Annotated in this window: 1 protein-coding gene; it reads right to left on the bottom strand. The window is 63.5% G+C overall.

The annotated features are described in order from the left end of the window. On the bottom strand, window positions 1-458 hold a 458-nt coding region (locus ACU8YC_RS27240; RefSeq protein WP_446896294.1), incomplete at both ends, for an aspartate-semialdehyde dehydrogenase.

Genomic DNA, 458 nt, shown 5'->3' on the forward strand with positions numbered 1-458 from the left:
GCTTATCGATCACCAGCACGCCGGGGGCGGCGCGCAGGATCTCGGTAGCCTTCTCGGCCGAGAGCGGCTGCTCGAACTCGATGTTCACCGATTCCGCGTGACCGATGAAGACCGGAACGCGGACGGCGGTCGCCGTCAGCTTGATCTTCGGGTCGAGCATCTTTTTGGTCTCGGCGACCATCTTCCACTCTTCCTTCGTGTAGCCATCCTCCATGAACACGTCGATGTGGGGGATGACGTTGAAGGCAATGCGCTTGGTGAACTTGCCGCCCTGCTTGATCTCGCCGGCGGTGAACACGGCGCGGGTCTGGTTGAAGAGCTCGTCCATCGCCTCCTTGCCGGCGCCGGAGACCGACTGGTAGGTCGACACGACGACGCGCTTGATCGTGGCCGCCTCGTGGAGGGGCTTGAGCGCGACGACCAGCTGCGCGGTCGAGCAGTTCGGGTTGGCGATGATG

Source organism: Citrobacter sp. VF227, assembly GCF_052950715.1.